Source organism: Streptomyces sp. NPDC091287 (assembly GCF_044768525.1).
In the GTDB taxonomy this organism is placed as follows: Bacteria; Actinomycetota; Actinomycetes; order Streptomycetales; family Streptomycetaceae; genus Streptomyces.
This window is the reverse complement of the sequence record NZ_JBIVUV010000004.1, coordinates 41,641-57,803: the sequence shown is the minus strand read 5'-3', so window position 1 is coordinate 57,803 and position 16,163 is coordinate 41,641. Positions and strand designations below refer to the sequence as shown.

The following is a 16,163-nucleotide window of genomic DNA, read 5'->3' as shown; positions in this document are numbered from 1 at the left end:
TGACCACCATGGCTGTGCTCGATCTGCGCGACCTGCCGGACTTCACCGCGAACCCCTATCCGTACTTCACGAAGCTGCGGGCCGAGAGGCCGGTGCACGCCGTGCGCACCGACGAGATGGAGCTGGTCTGGCTGGTCGTCGGTTACGCGGAGGCCCGAGCCGCTCTCGCCGACCAGCGGCTCGGCAAGGACTGGCGGACCACCGGACGCTGGGAGGCGTCCGATGCACTGCTCAGCGCGAACATGCTGGAGCTGGACGCCCCGCACCACACCCGGCTGCGTCGGCTCGTCAGCCGCGAGTTCACCGCCCGGCGCATCGAGGCGCTGCGCCCGCGCGTCACCGAGATCACCGGCGGCCTCCTCGACGCCATGGCGCCCCGGGGCTCCGCGGACCTGGTGGACGCGCTGGCCTTCCCGCTGCCGATGACCGTGATCTGCGAACTCCTCGGCGTCCCGGACATCGACCGGGACGCCTTCCGGACACTCTCCAGCGGCATCGTCACCCCCACCCCGGAGCAGCGGGACGCCGACCCGGCCGGCGAGATGGGCGCCTACCTCGTCGAACTCATCCAGAACAAACGCCGTTCGCCCGGCGACGACCTGCTGAGCGGGCTGATCCGGACCGGAGAAGAGGACGGCGAGGGCCTCTCCTCCGCCGAACTGGTCGGTATGGCGTTCCTGTTGCTGGTCGCCGGTCACGAGACCACCGTCAATCTCATCGCCAACGGCGTCCGTGCCCTGCTCGACCACCCCGACCAGCTCGCCCTGCTGCGCGCCGACCCCGGGCTGCTCGACAACGCCGTCGAGGAGATGCTGCGCTACGACGGGCCGGTGGAGACCGCCACCATGCGCTTCACCCGGGAGCCGGTCACGATCGGCGACACCGTGATACCGCGCGACGAGCCGGTCCTCGTCGCCCTGGCCTCCGCCGACCGTGACCCCGTCCGCTTCTCCGACCCGGACACCTTCGACATCCGCCGCGAGCCCCAGGGCCACCTCGGCTTCGGCCACGGCGCGCACTACTGCCTGGGCGCGCCGCTCGCCCGGATGGAGGCCCGCATCGCGATCGGCGCCCTGCTGGAACGCTTCCCCGACCTCGCCCGCGACCCGTCCGGCGGCGAGCTGGACTGGCTGCCCGGTCTGCTGATGCGCGGAGCGCGGGGGCTGCCGGTGCGCTGGTGAGGCCCGGACCCACCCCACCCCACTCCCCACCTCCACCCCACCCCCACCGCTCCTTCCGCACAGCGACTCAATCCGAAGGGAACCGTGTTGACCACCGAACCCCTGGTCGATCTCGCCGCGCTCGGCGAGCAGTTCACCCGTGACCCCTACCCCGCCTACGCCGCCCTGCGGGCGAAGGGCCCGGTCCACCGGGTGCGGATCCCCGAGGGCGCGGACGCCTGGCTCGTCGTCGGATACGAGGCGGGCCGCGCTCTCCTGGCCGACCAGCGGCTCTCCAAGCACTGGAGCCGCGCCTCGCCGTCGCTCGGCGTCAGCAAGGTGTCCGCGGGCTCCTCGATGCTCGGCTCCGACGCCCCCGACCACACCCGGATGCGCAAACTGGTCGCCCGCGAGTTCACCCCACGGCGGATGGAGCAACTGGCCCCGCGTGTGCAGGAGATGACCGACGCGCTGCTGGACTCGATGCTCGCGGCCCCGGACCGTACGGCGGACCTGGTCGAGGCGCTGTCCTTCCCGCTGCCCATGGCGGTGATCTGCGAGCTGCTCGGCGTCCCGTCCCTGGACCGCGAGGCCTTCCGTACCTGGTCCGGCCAGGCGGTCTCCTCCGTCGATCCGTCCCTGCGCGCCTCCTCCACGCAGGCGATGACCGCGTATATCGCGGGACTGCTCGCCGACAAGCGCGAGAAGCCGGGCGAGGACCTGCTGAGCGCGCTGATCCACACCTCCGACGAGGACGGCGACCGTCTCTCCGGTGACGAACTCATCGGTATGGCCTGGCTGCTGCTGGTCGCCGGACACGAGACCACCGTCAACCTCATCACCAACGGCGTGCACAACCTCCTCGCCCACCCCGATCAACTTGCCGCCCTGCGCGCCGACTTCACGCTGATCGACAACGCGGTCGAGGAGATCCTGCGCTTCGAGGGGCCGGTGGAGACCCCCACCTACCGCTTCACGACCGATCCGATCGAGGTCGGCGGAACGGTGATCCCCGGCGGCGGCGAGCTCGTCCTCGTCGCGATGTCGGACGCCAACCGGGACCCCGTCCGCTATCCCGACGGATCCCGCTTCGACATCACCCGCGACGCCCGGGGTCACATCGCCTTCGGGCACGGCATCCACTACTGCCTGGGCGCGCCGCTGGCCCGCATCGAGGCGAGGATCGCCATCCGGTCGTTGCTGGAGCGCTGCCCGGAGCTGCGGCTGACCGCCGACCCGGCGACGCTCGCCTGGCGCACCGGGATGCTGATGAGGGGGCCGCTGAGCCTCCCGGTCGGCTGGTAGCGGCCGGCCCGGGGGCCGGTTCAGCCGCCGGGGATCTCCGTCATCGCCACCGGCCGGCGTTCGCGGCGGGAGACCTCGCACGCCTCGGCGATCCGCAGGGCGTGCAGGGCCTCCCGGCCGTCGCACGGATTGGCCAGTTCGCCGCGGGCCACCCGCAGGAACGCGTCCAGTTCCGCCTCGTACGCCGGGGCGAACCGTTCCAGGAACCCCGGCCAGGGCTTCGCCGGTGCGCCGGGACCGCCGGGCTCGGCCGAGGTCAGCGGCGTACGGTCGTCCAGGCCGACGGCGATCTGGTCCAGTTCGCCGGCCAGCTCCATCCGTACGTCGTACCCGGCGCCGTTGCACCGGGTCGCGGTGGCGGTGGCGAGCGTCCCGTCGTCGAGGGTGAGGAGGGCGGCGGCCGTGTCCACGTCCCCGGCCTCCCGGAACATCGCGGGTCCGGCGTCCGAGCCGGTGGCGTACACCTCGCTCACCTCACGGCCCGTCACCCAGCGCAGGATGTCGAAGTCGTGGACCAGGCAGTCGCGGTACAGCCCGCCCGAGAGCGGGAGGTAGGCGGCGGGCGGCGGGGCCGGGTCGGAGGTGACCGCGCGCACGGTGTGCAGCCGGCCGAGCCTTCCCTCCCGTACGGCGGCCCTGGCCTCGCCGTACCCGGCGTCGAAACGCCGCATGAAGCCCAGCTGGAGCACGCTGCCCGCCGCCTCGACCTCCGCGAGCGCGGCGAGCGTGCCCGGCAGGTCCAGGGCGATCGGCTTCTCGCAGAAGACGGGCAACCCGGCGCGTGCGGCCCGTGCGATGAGCCCGGCATGGGCCGAGGTCGCCGAACAGATCACCACGGCGTCGGGCGGGCCCCCGGCGGCGTCCTCCCCGGCGAACAGACCGTCCACCGGGACCGCTGTCGCCCCTGTCCGCGCCGCGGCTCCGGCCGCCCGCTCCGGGTCCGCGTCCGCCAGCAACAGGGCGTCCACGGCGGGGTGACGGCTCAGCACCTCCGCATGGAATGTGCCGATCCGTCCCGTTCCGATCAGTCCGATGCGCATGGGCCCCAAGGTGACGTTCGCCCGGTCGTCATGTCAAGCGTTTGTCCTGACAAATGGCGGCCGCACCGATCGGCGGCTCCCCGCCCCGGTACGCCATGGCTTTGTCCGGACAAGCGAACTACGCTCGCCCCGTGACCGCACATGGATCCGACCGGCCGCTGCCGCTGAGCGTGGACCGCACCAGCCCGGTGCCGCTCTACTTCCAGCTGGCACAGCAGCTGGAGGCCGCCGTGGAGCAGGGCCGGCTGGCTCCCGGCGCCCTGCTCGGGAACGAGATCGACCTCGCCGCCCGCCTCGGCCTGTCCCGGCCGACCGTCCGCCAGGCCATCCAGTCGCTCGTCGACAAGGGCCTGATGGTCCGCCGCCGGGGAGTCGGCACCCAGGTCGTCCACAGCAAGGTCCGCCGCCCGCTGGAGCTCAGCTCGCTCTACGACGACCTGGAGGCGGCCGGCCAGCGCCCCGCCACCGGCGTCCTGCGCAACACCACCGAACCGGCCACCGCCGAGGTCGCCGCCGCGCTCGGCGTCGCCGAGGGCAGCGAGGTCCACCTCGTGGAGCGGCTGCGCAGCGCCCACGGCGAACCGATGGCCCTCCTGCGCAACCACCTGCCCCCCGGGCTGCTGCCCCTGATCACCGAGGAACTGGAGGCCACCGGCCTCTACCGGCTGATGCGGGCTTCCGGTGTCACCCTGCACAGTGCCCGCCAGACCGTCGGCGCGCGCGCCGCGGACGACCGGCAGGCGCGGGTGCTGGCGGAGCCCGTGGGCGCGCCGTTGCTGACGATGGAGCGCACGACGTACGACGACACCGGCCGGGTGGTCGAGTTCGGCTCGCACGTCTACCGGGCGGAGCGGTACGCCTTCGAGTTCCAGCTCCTGGTGCGCGCCTGAGCCACCCGACCCGTGGGGCGCGCCGAACCGCCCGTCGACGGCGGCCATCCCAGCCCGTCCGGCGTTTGAGGACGGAACCGCCGACGTGGGCGAGGCCGCACCCGCTGGCTACCGTTACCCAGGGTCCCTCTGTCGGCGGACCCACCCAGGCAGGGTTCCGTCCTCAAACGCCGGACGGGCTGAAATGGTGCGGGCACACGGGTTGCGCTCGACAGCCCCCGTGCCCCAGGCTCCGTGTCCGTCGGGTCCGCCCACGCAAGGGGCCCGTCCTCAAACGCCGGACGGGCTGGGGGTGCGGGCACCGAGCGGCGGGGCTCGGGGATACTTGGGCAGCCGGGCCGGGACCGTACACTCCCCGGCCCCGTCAAGCAGCACAGCGAGCAGCAGTAGAAGGGCACGGCGTCGTGGCAAGGGTTCGGACAGGGGTACGCGCGATGGGCGCCGTGCTGGCAGTGGTGCTGGGCGCCTCCCTCACGGGATGCAGCAGCACCGGCGGCAAGCGCGCCGAGGAGCGCGCGGCCGCCGCGGCCGAGGGACGGGCCGCGGTGAACACACCGCGCTGGACCTTCGCCATGGTCACCCACTCGGGCGACGGCGACACCTTCTGGGACATCGTCCAGAAGGGCGCCGAGCAGGCGGCCCTCAAGGACAACATCAACTTCCTCTACTCGCACAACGACGAGGCCAACCAGCAGGCCCAGCTCGTCCAGACCGCGATCGACAAGAAGGTCGACGGGCTGATCGTCTCGCTGGCCAAGCCGGACGCCATGAAGGCCGTGGTCGCCAAGGCCGTCAAGGCGGGCATCCCGGTCGTCACCGTGAACTCCGGCTCCGCGGAGTCCAAGGAGTTCGGCGCGCTCACCCACATCGGCCAGGACGAGTCGATCGCCGGCGAGGCCGTCGGCGACGAGCTGAACAGCCGGGACCGCAAGAAGGCCCTCTGCGTCCTGCACGAGCAGGGCAACGTGGGCCACGAGCAGCGCTGCGCCGGTGCGAAGAAGACCTTCGACGGCACGATGCAGAACCTGTACGTCGACGGCACCAACATGCCCGACGTCACCGCGTCCATCGAGGCCAAGCTCCAGTCCGACAAGAGTATCGACGCGGTCGTCACCCTCGGGGCCCCCTTCGCCGACGCGGCCGTCCAGGCCAAGCAGACGGCGGGCAGCAAGGCCGAGGTCGACACCTTCGACCTCAACGCGAAGGTCGCCACCGGCCTCCAGAGCGACAAGCTCGGCTTCGCCGTCGACCAGCAGCCCTACCTCCAGGGCTACGAGGCCGTCGATCTGCTCTGGCTCTACCGCTACAACCGCAACGTCCTCGGCGGCGGTCTGCCCGTCCTCACCGGCCCGCAGATCATCACCAAGGACGACGCCGACGCCCTGGCCGACTACACCAAGCGGGGAACCCGATGAGCGGCTCCACCGCCGCGCCCCAGACGCCGGCGAAGGTGGACGAGCGGCTGGTACGCACCTCACCGTTGCGCAAGCTGCTCGGCCGCCCCGAGCTCGGCTCGGTCGTCGGCGCGGCGGCCGTCTTCCTCTTCTTCGCGATCGTCGCCGACAGCTTCCTCCAGGCCTCCAGCCTCGGCACCGTGCTGTACGCGGCCTCCGTCCTCGGCATCATGGCCGCGCCGGTCGCGCTGCTGATGATCGGCGGCGAGTTCGACCTCTCCGCCGGGGTCATGGTGACCAGCTCCGCGCTGATCTCCACGATGTTCAGCTACCAGATGACGGCCAACGTCTGGGTCGGCGTCTTCGTGTCGCTGCTGGTCACGCTCGCCATCGGCGCGTTCAACGGCTTCATGCTGACCCGCACCAAACTGCCGAGTTTCATCATCACGCTCGGCACGTTCCTGATGCTGACCGGTCTGAACCTCGGCTTCACCAAGCTCATCAGCGGCACCGTCTCCACCAAGGCCATCGGCGACATGGAGGGCTTCGACTCGGCCCGCGCGCTGTTCGCCTCGACGCTGACCCTCGGCGGCGTCGAGTTCAAGGTGACGATCCTGTGGTGGGCGGCGCTCGTCGCCGTCGCCACCTGGATCCTCCTCCGTACCCGCTTCGGCAACTGGATCTTCGCCGTCGGCGGCGAGGCCGACGCGGCCCGCGCGGTCGGCGTCCCGGTCATCCGCACCAAGATCGGGCTCTATCTGGGCGTCGCCTTCGCCGCCTGGGTCTCCGGCCAGCACCTGCTGTTCAGCTACGACGTCGTCCAGTCCGGCGAGGGCGTCGGCAACGAGCTGACGTACATCATCGCCGCCGTCATCGGCGGCTGCCTGATCACCGGCGGCTACGGCTCCGCGATCGGCTCGGCCGTCGGCGCCTTCATCTTCGGTATGACCAGCAAGGGCATCGTGTACGCCGAGTGGAACCCGGACTGGTTCAAATTCTTCCTGGGAGCGATGCTGCTCCTGGCCACCCTGCTCAACGCGTGGGTGCGTAAGCGCGCGGAGGCGACGGCATGACGGCCACCCCTGAAGACCCCGCTGGAGCGACCGCGGGACCGCTGGTCGAGCTGGACGACGTATCCAAGTTCTACGGCAACATCAAGGCTCTGGAGCACGTCTCGCTGGAGGTCCACGCGGGCGAGATCACCTGCGTCCTCGGGGACAACGGCGCCGGCAAGTCCACCCTCATCAAGATCATCGCGGGGCTGCACCGGCACGACGCCGGACGCTTCCTGATCGAGGGGGAGGAGACCACCCTCGCCAACCCGCGCGACGCCCTCGACCGGGGCATCGCCACCGTCTACCAGGACCTCGCCGTCGTCCCCCTGATGCCGGTCTGGCGGAACTTCTTCCTCGGCTCCGAGCCCACCGTCGGCGTCGGCCCCCTCAAGCGCCTCGACGTCCGGCGGATGCGCGAGAGCACCCGTACCGAACTGCTGCGCATGGGCATCGACCTGCGCGACGTCGACCAGCCCATCGGCACCCTGTCCGGCGGCGAGCGCCAGTGCGTGGCCATCGCCCGCGCCGTCTACTTCGGCGCGAAGGTCCTGGTCCTGGACGAGCCGACCGCCGCCCTCGGCGTCAAGCAGTCCGGCGTGGTCCTCAAGTACGTGGCGGCCGCCCGCGACGCCGGCCTCGGCGTGGTCCTCATCACGCACAACCCGCACCACGCCCACCTCGTCGGCGACCGCTTCATCCTCCTCAAGCGCGGCGCCATGTCCGGCAGCCACACCAAGGACGACGTCACGCTGGACGAGCTGACGCGGCAGATGGCGGGCGGCAGCGAGCTGGAGGAGCTCAGCCACGAGCTGGAACGCACCCCGACCCCCACCCTCCCGGGCGCCCACGGCGTGAAGGACGAGACTCCCTGAGCGGCGACCGGCCCGGCGCGGCCGAACCCGCCCACCGGCCCGCCGGGGCCGGGCAGTGGCAGAATCGAGCCCGGCGGGCGCCGTCCGCCGCCGACCGCGACAGCGGTCCGGCCCCCCAGACCCCGCAGGGACGATGAGCACGTACCGCGACTTCGCACACCGCGGCTCCGCCCGCGCCACCGTCCTCAAGACCGTCGGCACCAAGGAACGCCGCTCCCACCTCACCGCCCCCCGGGTCCCCACGGTCGGGATCGACATCGGCGGCACCAAGGTGATGGCGGGCGTCGTCGACGCCGACGGCAACATCCTGGAACAGCTCCGCACCGAGACGCCCGACAAGTCCAAGAGCCCCAAGGTCGTCGAGGACACCATCGTCGAACTGGTCCTGGACCTCTCCGACCGCCACGACGTCCACGCGGTGGGCATCGGCGCGGCGGGCTGGGTGGACGCCGACCGCTCCAAGGTCCTTTTCGCCCCGCACCTCGCCTGGCGCGACGAACCCCTGCGCGACGCGATCGCGTCCCGCCTGGTCGTCCCCGTCATGGTCGACAACGACGCCAACACCGCCGCCTGGGCGGAATGGCGCTTCGGAGCGGGCCGCGGCGAGGACCACCTCGTCATGATCACGCTCGGTACGGGCATCGGCGGCGCGATCCTGGAGGACGGCCAGGTCAAGCGCGGCAAGTACGGCGTGGCCGGTGAGTTCGGCCACATGCAGGTCGTGCCCTCGGGCCACCGCTGCCCCTGCGGCAACCGCGGCTGCTGGGAGCAGTACAGCTCCGGCAACGCCCTGGTCCGCGAGGCCAGGGAGCTGGCCGCCGCCGACTCACCGGTCGCGCACTATCTGCTGGACCGGGTGAAGGGGAACATCCCCGACATCACCGGGCCGCTCATCACCGAACTGGCCCGCGAGGGCGACGCGATGTGCATCGAGCTGCTCCAGGACATCGGCCAGTGGCTCGGCATCGGCATCGCCAATCTGGCCGCCGCGCTGGACCCCTCCTGCTTCGTCATCGGAGGCGGCGTCAGCGCCGCCGACGACCTGTTGATCAACCCTGCCAGGGAGGCCTTCAAGCGTCACCTCACCGGCCGCGGCTACCGCCCCGAGGCCCGGATCGCGAAGGCGCAGCTCGGCCCCGAGGCGGGTATGGTCGGCGCCGCGGACCTGGCCCGGCTGGTCGCCCGCCGATTCCGCCGGGCCAACCGGCGGCGCGTCGAGCGGTACGAGCGGTACGCCCAGATCTACGACCAGGCGGCGAGCACCATCCGCAGCACGCGGTCCACCCGTACCGCTGACTGAACCGCAGTCGCCCTTTCCGGCGTCCCCCCTTCAGTACGCCGTCACCGCAGCACCTTGAGGACCACCTGATCATGATCGCAGCCGAGCACCCCGTGGTGCCGCACCAGTCGGAGTCTCCGGGCGACGGCGAGGGCAAGCCGCCCGAGGACCGGCGGCATGTGTTCAAGCGGCGTTTCATCACCGCGACGATCATCGTGCTGCTGATCGGCATCCCGGCCGGCTACCTGCTGATCTCGGCAGGTCAGAGCCGCCGCTCGGGCCAGGACAAGGAGGCCGAGGCGGCCGCCGTGGGCCTCCGGGAGGGCTGGCCCTCCAAGATGCAGCGCCGGATCTTCGAGATCCCGATCCCCGGCAATGGTCAGGGCGTCCAGTACTACGAGACGAACAACTGGAAAGCCAGCCGGATGTACGCGAAGTTCCGGACGACCTCCGCCGGTCTCGACCGCTTCCTGTCCGGGGTGGGCACCGGACGCGCGGCGCTGGAGCCGGACACGATCGACATCAGCCCCCGGGACATCAAAATCACCGGCTGGTCCTTCGGCCCGGGCGAGGAGTGGGCCAGCACCACGCACAGCAACAAGAAGCCGCGCCCCACCCAGAACATCACGGTCAATATGACCGATCCGGCCAGCCCTGTCGTGTATGTCGTATCGGCAGCGACCCCCTGACCGGGGGCCGGAGGGGCGCTCAGTAACCTGGAGCGAGTGAGCGAAGTGAGCGAGACGACCCCGCAGCCCGTGCAGGCCCCCCACCCTGGTGGGCCCGCCCCGCACCCCGGAGCGCCTCACCAGGCGGTTCCGGCCCCCCACCAGGGACCGGACGCCGTGCCCCTGTCGGCGGCCCCCGCGCCCTTCCCGGGGCACTACCCGGCCCCCGGTGGCAGCGGGACGCCCGGATTCCCGCAGGCCCCGGTGACCGCACAGTCGGCCCTGACCCCGCTTGCCCCGCAGGCCACCCACGTACCGCAGGCCACCCACGTACCGCAGGCCACCCACGTACCGCAGGCCACCCACGTACCGCAGGCCACCCACGTACCGCAGGCCACCGCTGTACCCCAGGCCGAACTTGCCGCGCAGGCCGGTTCCGTACCCCAGGCCGTGCAGGCCGCCCCGGGGCCGGGGGCGGCTGCCGCCCCGCAGGGCGCCCCCGTACCGCCGTCCGCGCCCGCCCCGCAGGCCACCCCCGGTCCGGGGGCCGGCCCTGCTCCTGCTCCTGCCTCTCAGGAGGCGCGAGGAGCGCGGGGGCCGGCCGATGCCCCGCGGACGCTTCAGTACCGCTTCGACGGCCCCGAGGACGCCCCGATCCTGGTCATCGGGCCCTCGCTGGGCACGACGTGGCACATGTGGGATCGCCAGATACCGGAGCTGTCCCAGCACTGGCGGGTCTTCCGCTACGACCTTCCCGGCCACGGCGGCGCGCCCGCGCACGCCACCGCCTCCGTCGCCGATCTGGCCGACCGGCTGCTCGCGACGCTGGACGGACTCGGCGTCCAGCGCTTCGGCTACGCGGGCTGCTCGATCGGCGGGGCGGTCGGCGCCGACCTGGCGCTGCGCCACCCGCACCGGGTCGCCTCGCTGGCGCTCGTCGCCTCCTCGCCCCGGTTCGGCACGGCCGACGAATTCCGCCAGCGCGGCGTGATCGTCCGCACCAACGGCCTGGAGCCGATGGCCCGCACCGCGCCGGAGCGCTGGTTCACCCCCGGCTTCGCCGCCGCGCAGCCCGCCATCGTCGAATGGGCCGTGCAGATGGTCCGCACCACCGATCCCGGTTGCTACATCGCCGCCTGCGAGGCGCTCGCGGCGTTCGACATCCGCGGCGCCCTGGGCCGGATCGGGGTTCCCACCCTGGTGCTGGTCGGGGCGGAGGACCAGGTCACCGGGCCCGCCGAGGCCCGCACGCTGGTCGCGGGGATACCGGACGCGCGCCTGGCGCTCGTCCCCGGGGCCTCGCACCTCGCGCCGGTCGAGCAGCCCGCCGCCGTCAGCGACCTGCTGCTGATGCACTTCTCCACCGCCTGGCAGCAGGACACCTCGGCGGCGATCCCCGTGCTGCCGCTCGTCCCTGGGCCCGCGACGCCCGCCGCCCCGTTCGCCCCGGTGGCCGAGATCGCCCCGGCCGCCGCGACGCCCGAGGCCTCCGCGCCGACGCCGGACGACCGGCACGAGCAGGGCACGAAGGTACGCCGAGAGGTGCTGGGGGACGCCCATGTCGACGCGGTGAACGCCTCGGCCGACGGCTTCACCGAGGACTTCCAGGAGCTGGTCACCCGGTACGCCTGGGGCGAGGTCTGGAGCCGTGACGGCCTCGACCGCCGCACCCGTAGCTGCATCACGCTCACCGCGCTCGTCGCCTCCGGCCACCTGGAGGGCCTGGCCGCGCACACCCGCGCCGCCCTGCGCAACGGTCTGACGCCCGCCGAGATCAAGGAAGTTCTTCTCCAGACCGCCGTCTACTGCGGACTCCCGGCCGCCGGAGCCGCGTTCGCCGTCGCGCAGAAGGTGATCCAGGAGGAAACCACGCCGCCCGCGTAGCAGGATGGAGCCATGAACGCATCGTCTCGGGCACTCACCCTCACCAAGAAGACCCACTCCTGCGTCCGCATCGAGAAGGAGGGGCGGGTCCTGGTCATCGACCCCGGCGGCTTCTCCGAGGACGACGCGGCGCTCGGCGCCGATGTCGTCCTGGTGACGCACGAGCACCCGGACCACTTCAACGAGGCGCGGCTGCGGACGGGCCTGGAGGCGAATCCGGCGGCCGAGATCTGGACGCTGCGCAGCGTGGCCGAGCAGCTCTCGGCCGCGTTCCCCGGGCGGGTGCACACCGTGGGCGACGGGGACGCCTTCTCCGCCGCCGGATTCGACGTCACCGTGCACGGCGAGCTGCACGCGGTGATCCACCCGGACATCCCGAGGGTCACCAACGTCGGCTTCCTCGTCGACGGTTCGGTCTTCCACCCCGGCGACGCGCTCACCGTTCCCGACCGCCCCGTCGACACCCTCCTGCTGCCGGTCATGGCCCCCTGGAACAAGATCTCCGAGGTCATCGACTACGTGCGCGAGGTCAAGCCGCGACGGGCCATCGACGTCCACGACGCCCTGCTGACCGATCTGGCGCGGCCGATCTACGACAACCAGATCGGGGCCCTGGGCGGCGCGGACCACGGGCGGCTGGCGCCGGGCGGGGTCACCGAGCTGTGAGCCCCCCGGCGGCTGTCAGTGGGAGCCGCTAGGTTGGCTGCCATGCGCATCGCCACCTATAACGTCAATTCGATCACCGCCCGGCTGCCGAGGCTTCTGGCCTGGCTGGAGAGCAGCGGCACCGATGTGCTGTGCATCCAGGAGACCAAGTGCACGGCGGAGCAGTTCCCCACCGCCGCGCTCGCCGAGCTGGGCTATGAGTCCGCGGTCAACGCCACCGGCCGGTGGAACGGGGTCGCGCTGCTCTCCCGCGTCGGCCTCACCGACGTCGTCACCGGGCTGCCCGGCGGCCCGGATTACGAAGGCGTGCAGGAGCCCCGCGCGATCTCGGCGACCTGCGGCCCGCTGCGCCTCTGGTCGGTGTACGTGCCGAACGGCCGCCAGGTCGAGCACGAGCACTACGCGTACAAGCTGCGCTGGCTGGAGGCCCTGCGGAAGGCCGCGGCGGCGGACGCCGCGGGGCCCCTGCCGTTCGCGGTCCTCGGCGACTTCAATGTGGCCCCGACCGACGAGGACGTCTGGGACCCGGCGCTGTTCGCCGGCGCCACGCATGTGACGCCCGCCGAGCGCGCCGCCCTCGCGGCCCTGGAGGCGGAGGGTCTGAGCGAGGTCCTGCCCCGCCCCCTCAAGTACGACCGCGCCTACACCTTCTGGGACTACCGCGAGCTGAGGTTCCCCAAGAACAAGGGCATGCGGATCGACCTCACCTTCGGCAACGCCCAGTTCACCGCCGCCGTCAAGGACAGCTACGTCGACCGCGAGGAGCGCAAGGGCAAGGGCGCGTCGGACCACGCTCCGGTGGTCGTCGACCTCGACCTCTGAGCCGGGATTTACGGGGCGGAGGCCGCGTCGTACTGACAACTCAAGGTTGACACCATCTGGGTGTCAACCTACGGTTGTCACATGACGCAGCCTCTTCCTGTCACCCCTTCCGTACGCCTCGACGACCTGATCGAGGCCATCAAGCAGACCAACGACGACGCCCTGGAGCAGCTCTCCGGAGCGGTGCTCGCCGCCGACCACCTCGGAGACGTGGCCGACCATCTCATCGGCCACTTCGTGGACCAGGCCCGGCGCTCCGGTGCCTCCTGGACCGACATCGGCCGGAGCATGGGGGTCACCCGCCAGGCCGCCCAGAAGCGCTTCGTGCCCAAGAAGGGCGGCGGTTCCTCGGACCTGGACCCGAACGAGGGCTTCAACCGCTTCACCCCGCGCGCCCGCAACGTGGTGGTCGCCTCCCACAACGAGGCCCAGGCCGCCCGGCACGCCGAGATCGTCCCCGCCCACCTGATCCTCGGCCTGCTCGCCGAGCCCGAGGCCATCGCCGCCCGTGTCCTCACCGGGCAGGGCGTGACGACGGACGCGCTGCGGGCGGCGGCGACCGCTGTGCTGCCCGCCGCCGTGGACGAGGCGCCGGAGTTGATCCCGTACGACGGGGACTCCAAGAAGGTCCTGGAGCTGACCTTCCGCGAGGCGCTCCGGCTCGGCCACAACTACGTGGGCACCGAGCACATCCTGCTGGCCCTGCTGGAGTTCGAGGACGGCTCCGGCGTGCTCACCGGCCTCGGTCTGGACAAGGAGGCCGTCTCCGCGGCGGTGGAGCGGGCGGTGGGCGAGGCGGCACAGGCCCTCCGGCAGTAGAAGCCCCGAGGCCCCTCACGACGGGCGGCGGGCCCGGCGCACCGACGGTCGGTCACCGAGAGCCCGCCGCCCGGGCGCACCGGTCCTCAGTGCACCGAGAACCCGCCGTCCACGAACACCGACTGCCCCGTGACGTACGCCGAGGAGCGCCCCGCCAGGAACACCGCGGCCCCCGCGAAGTCCTCCGCGAGGCCGTTGCGGCCGACCAGGGTCCGCGCGGCGAGCGACGCCACCTTCTGCGGGTCCGAGGCGAGGCTCTGGTTCAGCGGCGTCAGCACGAACCCGGGCACCAGGGTGTTCACGGTGACGCCGTGCGGGGACCACGCCTCGGCCTGGGAGCGGGCCAGGGACTCCAGACCGCCCTTGGACACCCCGTACGCGCCGCTGTCCACGAAGGCCCGGTGAGCCTGCTGCGAGGTGACGTGGATGATCCGTCCGTAGCCGCGCTCGGCCATGCCGGGCCCGAAGCGCTGCCCCAGCAGGAACGGCGCCTTCAGGTTCACCGCCATCGTGGTGTCCCAGACGTCCTCGCCCAGCTCGCTCATCGGCGGCCGCAGATTGATCCCGGCGCAGTTCACCAGGATGTCCGGCTCCCCGAACGCCCGCACGGCCTCGTCCGCCCCCGCGCGCACCCCCTCGGTGGTGCTCAGGTCCGCGCTCACCCAGGCGGCCCGGCAGCCCTCGGCGGTCAGCTCGTCCACGGTCGCGCTCAGCTCGGCCTCCCGGCGGGCCACCACGACGACGCCGGCGCCCGCCCGGGCCAGGGCGCCGGTGATCCCCCGGCCGATGCCGGAGCTGCCACCGGTGACCACCGCCACCCGGCCTTCCAGCGAGAACAGTTCCGAAACGTAAGCGTGTGCACTCATGTGCGTACTTTAGATATCTGCTCGGATCCCCGGCCGGGGCGGGGTGGGGGATCGGTGAACGCCGCGCGCCCTGTGGTGCGGAACCTGGCCGGGATGGGACCCTAGTGGTATGAACATCCCTTTCTTGGACAACTGGCGTAAGCGTCAGGGGGGTACGCGTTCAGGCGCACTCGCCGCCGCCGTCGAGGCAGACCCCGACGGTGTGGCCGAACTGCTCGCCGAATGCGAACTGCTGCGCGTCAGGGCGGGGCAGCACGGACTCGAACTCGACGACACACCCGCCTCGTTGGCCGCGCTCGACCAGCTGCCGCCCCGCTGGCGCGACGACCCCGAGGAGCTTCCCTGGCTCGGCAACGACGCCGGTCTCTACCTCGGCACCGTGATCGTGCGGACCGTCCCGGGTGCGGCGTGGGACGTCTGGCCGAGCGGCCAGCCCGTGGTGCGGCTGGAGTCCGGGCGGGAGATCGACGTCGTCGCGGCCGGACTCGACTGGGCGATGGCGGGCAGCCCCGAGCTCTCCCAGGTGTACGCGGAGTCCGCCGAGAACTGAGCCGGCTGCCGGCCGGGGTCCCGCTCTCCTCACCTAATCCAGTTAAAAAGCCTTTTGCGCCATTTACGCGTGTCGGGTGCGAAGTCCCTTTTCGCGATGGATAGTTTGCGCTGACCTCGACACAGCGACAAGTGGGTAGGGCAGCGCATGGCCGTCGATCCGTTGATCGAACTGAGGGACGTCAACAAACACTTCGGAGAGTTGCACGTACTTCAGGACATCAATCTCACCGTCGGCCGCGGGGAGGTGGTGGTGGTCATCGGCCCCTCCGGCTCAGGGAAATCCACTCTGTGCCGGGCGATCAACCGGCTGGAGACGATCGAGTCCGGCAGCATCAGGATCGACGGCAGACCCCTCCCCGAGGAGGGCAAGGGCCTGGCCCAGCTCCGTGCCGAAGTCGGCATGGTCTTCCAGTCGTTCAACCTCTTCGCCCACAAGACCGTGCTGGACAATGTCTCGCTGGCCCAGCTCAAGGTCCGCAAGCGCAAGAAGGACGAGGCCGACCGGCGGTCCCGAGAACTCCTGGAGCGCGTCGGCCTGGCCGCCCACGCCGACAAGTTCCCCGCCCAGCTCTCCGGTGGCCAGCAGCAGCGCGTGGCCATCGCCCGCGCCCTGGCCATGGACCCCAAGGCGCTCCTCTTCGACGAGCCCACCTCGGCGCTCGACCCGGAGATGATCAACGAGGTGCTGGAGGTCATGCAGCAGCTGGCCCGGGACGGCATGACCATGGTCGTGGTCACCCACGAGATGGGCTTCGCCCGCTCCGCGGCCAACCGCGTCGTGTTCATGTCCGACGGCTGCGTCGTCGAGGACCGCACCCCGGAGGACTTCTTCACCAACCCTTCGAGCGACCGCGCCAAGGACTTCCTGTCCAAGATCCTCAAGCACTGAGG

Annotated in this window: 16 protein-coding genes; 14 read left to right on the top strand and 2 right to left on the bottom strand. The window is 71.7% G+C overall.

Going from position 1 to position 16,163, the window contains the following annotated elements:
• The first annotated feature begins 8 nt into the window (after positions 1 to 8).
• Positions 9 to 1,181, top strand: coding sequence for a cytochrome P450 (locus tag ACIQRW_RS06880; RefSeq protein ID WP_403755496.1), 1,173 nt, complete (start codon positions 9 to 11; stop codon positions 1,179 to 1,181).
• A gap of 87 nt (positions 1,182 to 1,268) precedes the next feature.
• Positions 1,269 to 2,465 carry a cytochrome P450 gene (locus tag ACIQRW_RS06875; protein ID WP_403755493.1) on the top strand — a complete coding sequence of 399 codons (1,197 nt, stop codon included), beginning with the start codon at positions 1,269 to 1,271 and terminating at the stop codon, positions 2,463 to 2,465.
• Positions 2,466 to 2,485: 20 nt separating this feature from the next.
• On the opposite strand, the gene ACIQRW_RS06870 is transcribed toward ACIQRW_RS06875, so the two are convergent.
• Positions 2,486 to 3,505, bottom strand: coding sequence for a Gfo/Idh/MocA family oxidoreductase (locus ACIQRW_RS06870; protein ID WP_403755490.1), 1,020 nt, complete (start codon positions 3,503 to 3,505; stop codon positions 2,486 to 2,488).
• A gap of 131 nt (positions 3,506 to 3,636) precedes the next feature.
• Between ACIQRW_RS06870 and ACIQRW_RS06865 the strand changes: the two genes are divergently transcribed.
• The 10 genes from ACIQRW_RS06865 (at position 3,637) to ACIQRW_RS06820 (ending at position 13,854) form a co-directional block, all read left to right on the top strand.
• Positions 3,637 to 4,395: a GntR family transcriptional regulator gene (locus ACIQRW_RS06865; RefSeq protein WP_403755487.1), complete on the top strand. Its 759-nt coding sequence runs from the start codon at positions 3,637 to 3,639 to the stop codon at positions 4,393 to 4,395.
• Positions 4,396 to 4,829: 434 nt separating this feature from the next.
• Positions 4,830 to 5,810 carry a sugar ABC transporter substrate-binding protein gene (locus ACIQRW_RS06860; protein WP_403755484.1) on the top strand — a complete coding sequence of 327 codons (981 nt, stop codon included), beginning with the start codon at positions 4,830 to 4,832 and terminating at the stop codon, positions 5,808 to 5,810.
• Positions 5,807 to 6,862, top strand: a complete 1,056-nt coding sequence (locus tag ACIQRW_RS06855) for an ABC transporter permease (RefSeq protein WP_403755481.1) — start codon at positions 5,807 to 5,809, stop codon at positions 6,860 to 6,862. The genes ACIQRW_RS06860 and ACIQRW_RS06855 overlap by 4 nt, the downstream gene beginning before the upstream one ends.
• On the top strand, positions 6,859 to 7,716 hold the full coding sequence (locus ACIQRW_RS06850) for an ATP-binding cassette domain-containing protein (RefSeq protein WP_403755478.1): 858 nt from the start codon (positions 6,859 to 6,861) through the stop codon (positions 7,714 to 7,716). The genes ACIQRW_RS06855 and ACIQRW_RS06850 overlap by 4 nt, the downstream gene beginning before the upstream one ends.
• A gap of 133 nt (positions 7,717 to 7,849) precedes the next feature.
• Positions 7,850 to 9,016 (top strand): ROK family glucokinase, encoded by a 1,167-nt coding sequence (locus ACIQRW_RS06845; RefSeq protein ID WP_403755475.1) that lies wholly within the window; start codon positions 7,850 to 7,852, stop codon positions 9,014 to 9,016.
• Positions 9,017 to 9,087: 71 nt separating this feature from the next.
• Positions 9,088 to 9,684: a hypothetical protein gene (locus ACIQRW_RS06840; RefSeq protein ID WP_403755472.1), complete on the top strand. Its 597-nt coding sequence runs from the start codon at positions 9,088 to 9,090 to the stop codon at positions 9,682 to 9,684.
• Positions 9,685 to 10,317: 633 nt separating this feature from the next.
• Positions 10,318 to 11,547: an alpha/beta fold hydrolase gene (locus ACIQRW_RS06835; protein ID WP_403756392.1), complete on the top strand. Its 1,230-nt coding sequence runs from the start codon at positions 10,318 to 10,320 to the stop codon at positions 11,545 to 11,547.
• Positions 11,548 to 11,559: 12 nt separating this feature from the next.
• Positions 11,560 to 12,213, top strand: coding sequence for an MBL fold metallo-hydrolase (locus tag ACIQRW_RS06830; RefSeq protein WP_403755469.1), 654 nt, complete (start codon positions 11,560 to 11,562; stop codon positions 12,211 to 12,213).
• A gap of 42 nt (positions 12,214 to 12,255) precedes the next feature.
• Positions 12,256 to 13,035: an exodeoxyribonuclease III gene (locus ACIQRW_RS06825; protein ID WP_403755466.1), complete on the top strand. Its 780-nt coding sequence runs from the start codon at positions 12,256 to 12,258 to the stop codon at positions 13,033 to 13,035.
• Positions 13,036 to 13,116: 81 nt separating this feature from the next.
• Complete coding sequence (locus ACIQRW_RS06820; protein ID WP_403755463.1) at positions 13,117 to 13,854, top strand: Clp protease N-terminal domain-containing protein; 738 nt, start codon at positions 13,117 to 13,119, stop codon at positions 13,852 to 13,854.
• 86 nt (positions 13,855 to 13,940) lie between these two features.
• On the opposite strand, the gene ACIQRW_RS06815 is transcribed toward ACIQRW_RS06820, so the two are convergent.
• Positions 13,941 to 14,720 (bottom strand): SDR family NAD(P)-dependent oxidoreductase, encoded by a 780-nt coding sequence (locus ACIQRW_RS06815; RefSeq protein ID WP_403755460.1) that lies wholly within the window; start codon positions 14,718 to 14,720, stop codon positions 13,941 to 13,943.
• 109 nt (positions 14,721 to 14,829) lie between these two features.
• Here ACIQRW_RS06815 and ACIQRW_RS06810 point away from each other — a divergent pair, with 109 nt between their 5' ends.
• Complete coding sequence (locus ACIQRW_RS06810) at positions 14,830 to 15,270, top strand: DUF6278 family protein (RefSeq protein WP_047179583.1); 441 nt, start codon at positions 14,830 to 14,832, stop codon at positions 15,268 to 15,270.
• Between the two features lie 147 nt (positions 15,271 to 15,417).
• Positions 15,418 to 16,161 (top strand): amino acid ABC transporter ATP-binding protein, encoded by a 744-nt coding sequence (locus ACIQRW_RS06805; protein ID WP_403755456.1) that lies wholly within the window; start codon positions 15,418 to 15,420, stop codon positions 16,159 to 16,161.
• The last annotated feature ends 2 nt before the right edge of the window (positions 16,162 to 16,163 follow it).

Bases quoted from the DNA above. Each gene is read 5' to 3' on its own strand.
- ACIQRW_RS06880 (WP_403755496.1), top strand. From the start codon at position 9: ATGGCTGTGCTCGATCTGCGCGACCTGCCGGACTTCACCGCGAACCCC.
- ACIQRW_RS06870 (WP_403755490.1), bottom strand. From the start codon at position 3,505: ATGCGCATCGGACTGATCGGAACGGGACGGATCGGCACATTCCATGCG.
- ACIQRW_RS06860 (WP_403755484.1), top strand. From the start codon at position 4,830: ATGGGCGCCGTGCTGGCAGTGGTGCTGGGCGCCTCCCTCACGGGATGC.
- ACIQRW_RS06855 (WP_403755481.1), top strand. From the start codon at position 5,807: ATGAGCGGCTCCACCGCCGCGCCCCAGACGCCGGCGAAGGTGGACGAG.
- ACIQRW_RS06850 (WP_403755478.1), top strand. From the start codon at position 6,859: ATGACGGCCACCCCTGAAGACCCCGCTGGAGCGACCGCGGGACCGCTG.
- ACIQRW_RS06845 (WP_403755475.1), top strand. From the start codon at position 7,850: ATGAGCACGTACCGCGACTTCGCACACCGCGGCTCCGCCCGCGCCACC.
- ACIQRW_RS06840 (WP_403755472.1), top strand. From the start codon at position 9,088: ATGATCGCAGCCGAGCACCCCGTGGTGCCGCACCAGTCGGAGTCTCCG.
- ACIQRW_RS06830 (WP_403755469.1), top strand. From the start codon at position 11,560: ATGAACGCATCGTCTCGGGCACTCACCCTCACCAAGAAGACCCACTCC.
- ACIQRW_RS06825 (WP_403755466.1), top strand. From the start codon at position 12,256: ATGCGCATCGCCACCTATAACGTCAATTCGATCACCGCCCGGCTGCCG.
- ACIQRW_RS06820 (WP_403755463.1), top strand. From the start codon at position 13,117: ATGACGCAGCCTCTTCCTGTCACCCCTTCCGTACGCCTCGACGACCTG.
- ACIQRW_RS06815 (WP_403755460.1), bottom strand. From the start codon at position 14,720: ATGAGTGCACACGCTTACGTTTCGGAACTGTTCTCGCTGGAAGGCCGG.
- ACIQRW_RS06810 (WP_047179583.1), top strand. From the start codon at position 14,830: ATGAACATCCCTTTCTTGGACAACTGGCGTAAGCGTCAGGGGGGTACG.
- ACIQRW_RS06805 (WP_403755456.1), top strand. From the start codon at position 15,418: ATGGCCGTCGATCCGTTGATCGAACTGAGGGACGTCAACAAACACTTC.